Origin of the sequence: Dolichospermum sp. UHCC 0259, assembly GCF_009711935.1 — a bacterium.
Lineage (GTDB): Bacteria > Cyanobacteriota > Cyanobacteriia > Cyanobacteriales > Nostocaceae > Dolichospermum.
Genome location: NZ_VIKX01000033.1, coordinates 1 through 6405, shown reverse-complemented (window position 1 = coordinate 6405; position 6405 = coordinate 1). Strand labels below are relative to the sequence as shown.

General features: G+C 34.5%; 6 protein-coding genes. 2 read left to right on the top strand and 4 right to left on the bottom strand.

Annotated features, from left to right (window positions below):
- Positions 1–10: 10 nt before the first annotated feature.
- Positions 11–1975 (bottom strand): cache domain-containing protein, encoded by a 1965-nt coding sequence (locus tag FJR05_RS03285; RefSeq protein WP_168642800.1) that lies wholly within the window; start codon positions 1973–1975, stop codon positions 11–13.
- A 118-nt stretch (positions 1976–2093) separates the two neighbouring features.
- Positions 2094–2786: a two-component system response regulator RppA gene (gene rppA, locus FJR05_RS03280; RefSeq protein ID WP_168642799.1), complete on the bottom strand. Its 693-nt coding sequence runs from the start codon at positions 2784–2786 to the stop codon at positions 2094–2096.
- A 75-nt stretch (positions 2787–2861) separates the two neighbouring features.
- Between rppA and hisG the strand changes: the two genes are divergently transcribed.
- On the top strand, positions 2862–3506 hold the full coding sequence (gene hisG, locus FJR05_RS03275; RefSeq protein ID WP_168642798.1) for an ATP phosphoribosyltransferase: 645 nt from the start codon (positions 2862–2864) through the stop codon (positions 3504–3506).
- Between the two features lie 61 nt (positions 3507–3567).
- On the opposite strand, the gene FJR05_RS03270 is transcribed toward hisG, so the two are convergent.
- Together FJR05_RS03270 and FJR05_RS03265 are read right to left on the bottom strand one after the other, a co-directional pair.
- A complete protein-coding gene (locus FJR05_RS03270) occupies positions 3568–4956 on the bottom strand; it encodes a cytochrome c biogenesis protein (protein WP_168642797.1) in 1389 nt (462 codons plus the stop codon).
- Positions 4957–4959: 3 nt separating this feature from the next.
- Entirely contained in the window at positions 4960–5700 is a 741-nt protein-coding gene (locus FJR05_RS03265; RefSeq protein ID WP_168642796.1) for a cytochrome c biogenesis protein CcdA, read from the bottom strand.
- Between the two features lie 239 nt (positions 5701–5939).
- Here FJR05_RS03265 and FJR05_RS03260 point away from each other — a divergent pair, with 239 nt between their 5' ends.
- On the top strand, positions 5940–6347 hold the full coding sequence (locus FJR05_RS03260) for an NUDIX hydrolase (RefSeq protein WP_168642795.1): 408 nt from the start codon (positions 5940–5942) through the stop codon (positions 6345–6347).
- The last annotated feature ends 58 nt before the right edge of the window (positions 6348–6405 follow it).

Genomic DNA, 6405 nt, shown 5'->3' with positions numbered 1-6405 from the left:
AATAGCCCCCCTATTCTCTCTCAAATTCACAATTTTTTGCTTGACAGACCACTAGATGGTTCTTGATATCGGAGAGTGCTATTTGTAATTCATCAGGATGCACATTATCTGCCCATGTTGAAAAAAGATGAGGTAGTGGTTTATGTTCATATCCCAAAATTCTCATCCAAGTTGGTGAATAATAAATCTGATTGCTGGTTAAATCCCAATCCCAAATCCCATCATTTGTCCCAGAAATTGCTAATTCATAACGTTCCTCTCTATCCCTTAATATTGCTTCTATTTTTTGTCTTCTAATAATTTCTGATTCTAGTTCCTGATTAGTAATTGATAGTTCTTGAGTACGTTCTTCTACCCGTTCTTCAAGAGTATTTGTGGCCCGTTTAATTTCTTGAAACATCTCATTTAGTGCCAATATCATTGATTTAAAATTGCGAGTTAGAGAGTCTATTTCAGTAATTATACTATTGTCCAAAATAATCTCTTCTTCTGCAATAATCTTTTGAGGTAAATCAGTAGTAACTTGAGTCAGATTTAACACTGGTTGTACTAATTTATTACTCAGTAACATAGCAGCTATTAAAGCCATGATGGCAGTAAATAGCATAATTCCCAGATTTTTAATGTAAATTGCCCGAATATAATCTATTTGAGGCTTTGTGGGTATTTGAATAACTAGTTGAAAACCAACATTATTATTTAAAGAAACAGTTTTTGCATAAAAAGATTTTTCCCATTTAACTATAGCTGGTATCTTCTGTGAATCCGTCAGTAAATGAACAACATCACTATCTAATTTACGGATTATTTTATGATCGTAAAGAGTGAATTTTTCTAGTGATTTTATATTTTCTAGACTAGTGGCTATAATCTGTTTATTTTTATCTATAATGGATATATAAAAATCTTGGTTTATTTTTATATTTTTAACTAATTTATTTAATTCATCTATATTCATTTCACAAAGAATAGCACCCGTAAATTGATTATTTTTAATAATGGCCATACCTAATCTTAGGATTTTATTATTCTCAGATGTAGATACTATATTAGTGGTAATAGAAAATTCATATTTTTTCAATTTCCAAAAATCAGGATCTTGATTAACATTTATATATGATTTTATTTTCTTTGGTGATGTTGCTATAACTTCTCCTAAATTATTAACTAAATAAATCTTCTGGAATTGTGGAAATATTGTTTGAATATGTTCTAATTTTTCTTGAAAATTAAGAATTGAATTTTTATTTACTACATCTAAATCATTAGTTATTCTATTTAAGATATTTATATTATTTTCGTACCAATATTCAAGATCATACTTAAACACTAATGATAAGAAGTTTATATCCTTGACAATAGCTGATTCAATGCTTTCCGTAGAACGCATAGCATTATTCATATTAATTATCATCACCGGAAAAAATACAAAAGCAATCAATATATTAAATAATAATTGTTGCCAAGAAATGGTATGTTTATTTTTATTGACTTTTAACCATTGATTTACAGGGAAACAATTAACAACCAAGCTGCAAATCATGGCATTAAATAAGCCATTTACAGATTGCTTTAGGATAATTAATAATACTGCGATCGCACTTACTTTTATGATTCCACTATAAAAAATAACAACCAGAGGCATACCAACAAACAACCAATAAATACCATCTAATAAAAGTAAATTCTGGCTTTTTTTACGGATAAATAATCCTACAAATATTGCTTCACAAGTGAAAATAATCATTGCATAAGGATGTCCCCATAGGATGAATGTATGGCTGCTACTAATAATAGAAGCTATTGCTCCCCAAAATGGACCATAAATAGCTACTACAATCAAAACTGCTATGCTACCAAATAAAAAATCAACTCCAAAAAAAAGTGTCAACTTAAAGTAATTACCAAGATAGCCAGCAATAATTAACAGTAAAAGAAATAAAATTTGTTTGGGCTTAAGAGCTATTTCTGACAACTTTAATAAATTAGTAAAAAATCGCATATTATTTGATTCCTGCTGAATAAAAAATTTTATTTAAGATTTGTATTGACTTGGTAAATGAAGCAAATTCATGAGAAATTTTACAGTAAACTTATTCGATTCCAGTCGAGCCAAAACGATAACCTTTACCATAAACAGTATGAATCATTGGTGTGTTACCCACTCCTTCTACCTTGCGACGCAACAGACGAATTAAAGCCGCAATCACATTACTATTAGGTTGTTCCTCATTTTGCCATAAATGCTGCAAAATTTGAGCATGGGTCAGTAATTGTCCTGAATTTTCCATAAAGTATTGTAACAACTGACTTTCTTTTTGAGAGAGTTCTATGATTCTTCCGTGACGATAAGCTATTTGATTTTCTATATCAAGTTCCAAATCTGCTACAACTAACTTTCCTTTTGTACTACTATAAGATTCTGTCCCAGTCCGACGTAACAAAGCCCGGACTCTTGCCAGTAATTCCCGTAATTCAAAAGGTTTGACTAAATAATCATCAGCACCCGCGTCCAAACCTTGCACTCTGTCGTCTAAAGTATCTTTTGCCGTTAGAAACAGTACAGGAACTATTTTCCCTTGACGACGTAATTCCTGGCAAATCTCTAACCCTGTTTTTCCCGGTAACATCCAGTCTAAAATCAGTAAATCATAACTGCCTATTTCCGCTAAATTACTGCCACTTATTCCATCATCAGTAGCATCAACACTGTAACCTTCACGGGTTAACAGACGACTTAAAGGGTCAGTTAGTTCGACTTCATCATCAACCAATAAAATTTTCATTATGTTAGTAGTGAGCAATATAGATATATTCTCAATATAGTGAACGGCAAACACATCAAGAATACCAAAAAAAGAATGTTAACTGTTGCAATACCCAAAGGGGAACTACTTAAACCTAGTCTCCGCATATTACAATCTGTAGGATTAGATTTTAGTGCTTTTTTAGAATCAGGCAACCGCCAATTACAAATTCCTGATGCCAGTGGACAAGCAAAAGCGTTGTTAGTCCGAGCGCAAGATGTACCTGTTTATGTAGAATATGGTCAGGCACAATTGGGAATTGTCGGCTACGATGTCCTGAGAGAAAAACAGCCCCAAGTTGCCCAATTAGTAGATTTAAAATTTGGATATTGTCGGATGTCTGTGGCTGTAAAAGCTACCAGTTCCTACAAATCTTCTTTAGATTTACCTGCTCATGGTCGAGTTGCTTCTAAATATGTAAATTGTGCGCGAGAATATTTCCAAGGTTTGGATTTACCAATAGAAATTGTCCCCTTATACGGTTCTGTAGAATTAGGTCCAATTACCGGAATGTCGGAAGCAATTGTTGACATAGTTTCCACAGGAAAGACTTTAAAGGAAAATGGGTTAATTGAAATTGCAACTTTGTATGAAAGTACAGCCCGATTAATTGTTCACCCTTTAAGTTATCGGTTGAATACAGGTAATTTACATCAATTAATTGAACAAATGCGGAATAATATTTTAGCAACAGTTTAATTAAATCAAATAAATAGTCAGTCAGATTCCCGACTTCTTAGAGAAGTCGGGAATCTGAAATTTAGGATTTTTTGACGTTACTTAGAGAACTAAGTTGATCTAAAATTGCTAAAACCTCTTGTTCAAATGCAACTTGAGCGCGGTTAGTTTTTCCCCCAATATACAAAGTTTCGCCTTTTTGTAAAGCCCAAATTTGAGAATGGGAAAAATAACTCATAACTACACCCAACATCAACAAACCAAAACCTGTATAAACAATAGGAATACCAGGATCAAATTTGATTTGTAACCCCGTGCTACCCATGACATCAAGAATTTGCAAATTTACGCCATTGACAGGGATAGACATTCCTGCACGCACAGTATTAATTAATTTACCTTGAGCATCATAAATTAATACCATGCCTTGCAAATCTTTTGCTAATAGAGAAACTCCCTCACTTAAATCAGGTTTAGTGGGAATCCAAGTTCCCCAAATTCTCCCTCTACCTTTGGTGTCTAATTGTACCATTGGTAATTGAAAAATTGGACTTTTGTTTAATCTCACCCGAACATTAGAAATTCCCCAATCTGTTTGATAGAAAACGACACCATGATAACGGAGAGGTTTGTTAACATAAATTTTCTCATGGTTAACTTCTTTCCCCTCATTATTCAACACAGACATATCTGAATAAAATTGGTCAATTCCCCCCGTTGGTGTGTAATCAATCCAAAAGCGATTGACACGCACAGACCAATCTTTTAACACATCTTTAGATGACCAAGCACCAGCATCAACAATATTTTTTACCTGGAATGTATCGCCGCTAGTAATCATTTCTTGAGCCATGAATCCCGTCATTGCTCCCCAAATTCCTCCCAGCAAAATGGCAACAATACCAATGTGAACAATGATCGGTCCAATGCGCCCAACTATACCTTTACGGGCATAGAGAATATCATCTTTTTCTTGACTTGTTTCTTGAAATATTCGATAACTTTTTTGCTGCAAAATTGGCAGAATTGATGACAAACAAACACCTTCCAATTCAGCACTCAAAGCTAATTTTGTAAAATTGCGAGGTTCTTCGTAATATTTCCACTTTTGAGCAGCTTTGAGCGCTGGTAATTGCCGAGTAAAGGTACAAGCTGTTAAACTAGTTCCAAATAAAACCAATAAACTCAAAAACCACCAAGTTCTATATACATGATCTAACCCAACTACTTGAATAACCTTCCAAGAAAGAAAACCAAATAAAGCAGGATGTTCTGGGTAATTAGATTGGTAAAAATCAGGCAATTGTCCCTGTTCAATCACTGTACCACTAACACTGAAGAGGGCAATAACCAGTAATAGGATAATTGCTAAACGTAAATCAGTTAATACAGGTAAAATTTCCCGGCGGATAAATCTTCCAGGGATTAACCACCAACTGAATTCTGTGGATGTTGTCTGATCTGAAGTCATTGCTTAGAAACTACCAATAGGAATGCGAGACAATAAAGAAAAAACACCAAAGCCTACTAATAATACACCGCTAACAGGATTGATCCAACCAGACCAACGACGCAATTCTAATAGTTTTTTAATTGCAGCAGTAAACGTACCTGCTAGGATTAATGGAGTTACATATCCGGCTGTGTAAGAAAGTAGTAAAACAGCGCCTAAAACTAAATCTTGAGTATTAGCAACCCAACCTAATAAACTAGCTAAAACTGGTGTGCTACAAGGGGAAGCAACCAATCCAAATGTTAAACCAATCAAATATGAACGCACTCCGGTAGGTAAATCTTGAGAAATCCAATTTGTTTCATTCAAAGAAGGAAATTGTATGGGTAATGCTTCTAATAAGTTTAGTCCCATAATAATAGCGATAATGCTCACAATAATTGGTAAACCAATTCCTATCTGTCCATAGACTTTACCAACTAAACCTGCAACGATTCCCATCCCTGCTAATGTAGTTGCTAATCCCAATGCAAACCAAGTTGATTGGGCTGCTGCTTGCAAACGACTTTTAGCTTCATAACCACCAATATAACCAATGGTAATGGGCAGCATGGACAGCATACAGGGCGTGAGGCTGGTCAGCAAGCCAGCCAGAAAAATAATGCCAATGCTAACAAAACTTAGGTGAGTAAGTTGGTTTGCAACAAGGGTGTTGGCAAATTGCTCAAGTTCGTAAATTCGGGTTTCTAGAGTTTCTAGCATGAGGATGTTTAAGGAGGAAATGCTTACTCTGTCTGCATTTTAACGTATTTTGGGTGATGAGGTCATCAAAGTAAGTAGCAAGTGCAAATTATACTTCCGGATTTTTGTGAGAAATCAATGAATTTATAGTAAAGATTACCCAAAATTAGATTAATTGTTCTGACATTTGCCTTAATAGCACATTATCATCAAATACACATTTAAAATCAATAATACTCATTCAGAAGGAATCTACCACCATGACTCGCAAAGCCAACAAAATCTTACAACAATCTGGAGTTATTCCCTATCGAATCATAGATGGAAAAGTTGAAGTTTTATTGATTACCACTCGTAGCCGTCAAGGTTGGGTAATTCCTAAAGGGGGACTTTGTAAAGGTATGAGTCCCCATGATTCAGCAGCTAAGGAAGCATGGGAAGAAGCAGGAGTTGTCGGTAGAGTCACGACTGAAAAGTTAGGTAATTATAGATATCGAAAACGAGGGAATATCTATCAAGTAAATTTATTTTTATTGCCTGTAGAAATAATATTAGAAGATTGGCCAGAGGCTACTGCCAGAGAAAGAAAATGGTTGGAGGTTAACCAAGCGGCTGAATTAGTCAAGGAAACTTCACTCAAAAAAATCATTCAAACTTCATGGATATAGACACAGGGCTATTTCATTCTAAATAATTGCTTGAGTGTGCTAAGACCAAAACCAGCGA

Excerpts from the sequence above, each read along its gene's own strand:
- rppA (WP_168642799.1), bottom strand. The coding sequence starts at position 2,786 with ATGAAAATTTTATTGGTTGATGATGAAGTCGAACTAACTGACCCTTTA.
- hisG (WP_168642798.1), top strand. The coding sequence starts at position 2,862 with ATGTTAACTGTTGCAATACCCAAAGGGGAACTACTTAAACCTAGTCTC.
- FJR05_RS03270 (WP_168642797.1), bottom strand. The coding sequence starts at position 4,956 with ATGACTTCAGATCAGACAACATCCACAGAATTCAGTTGGTGGTTAATC.
- FJR05_RS03265 (WP_168642796.1), bottom strand. The coding sequence starts at position 5,700 with ATGCTAGAAACTCTAGAAACCCGAATTTACGAACTTGAGCAATTTGCC.
- FJR05_RS03260 (WP_168642795.1), top strand. The coding sequence starts at position 5,940 with ATGACTCGCAAAGCCAACAAAATCTTACAACAATCTGGAGTTATTCCC.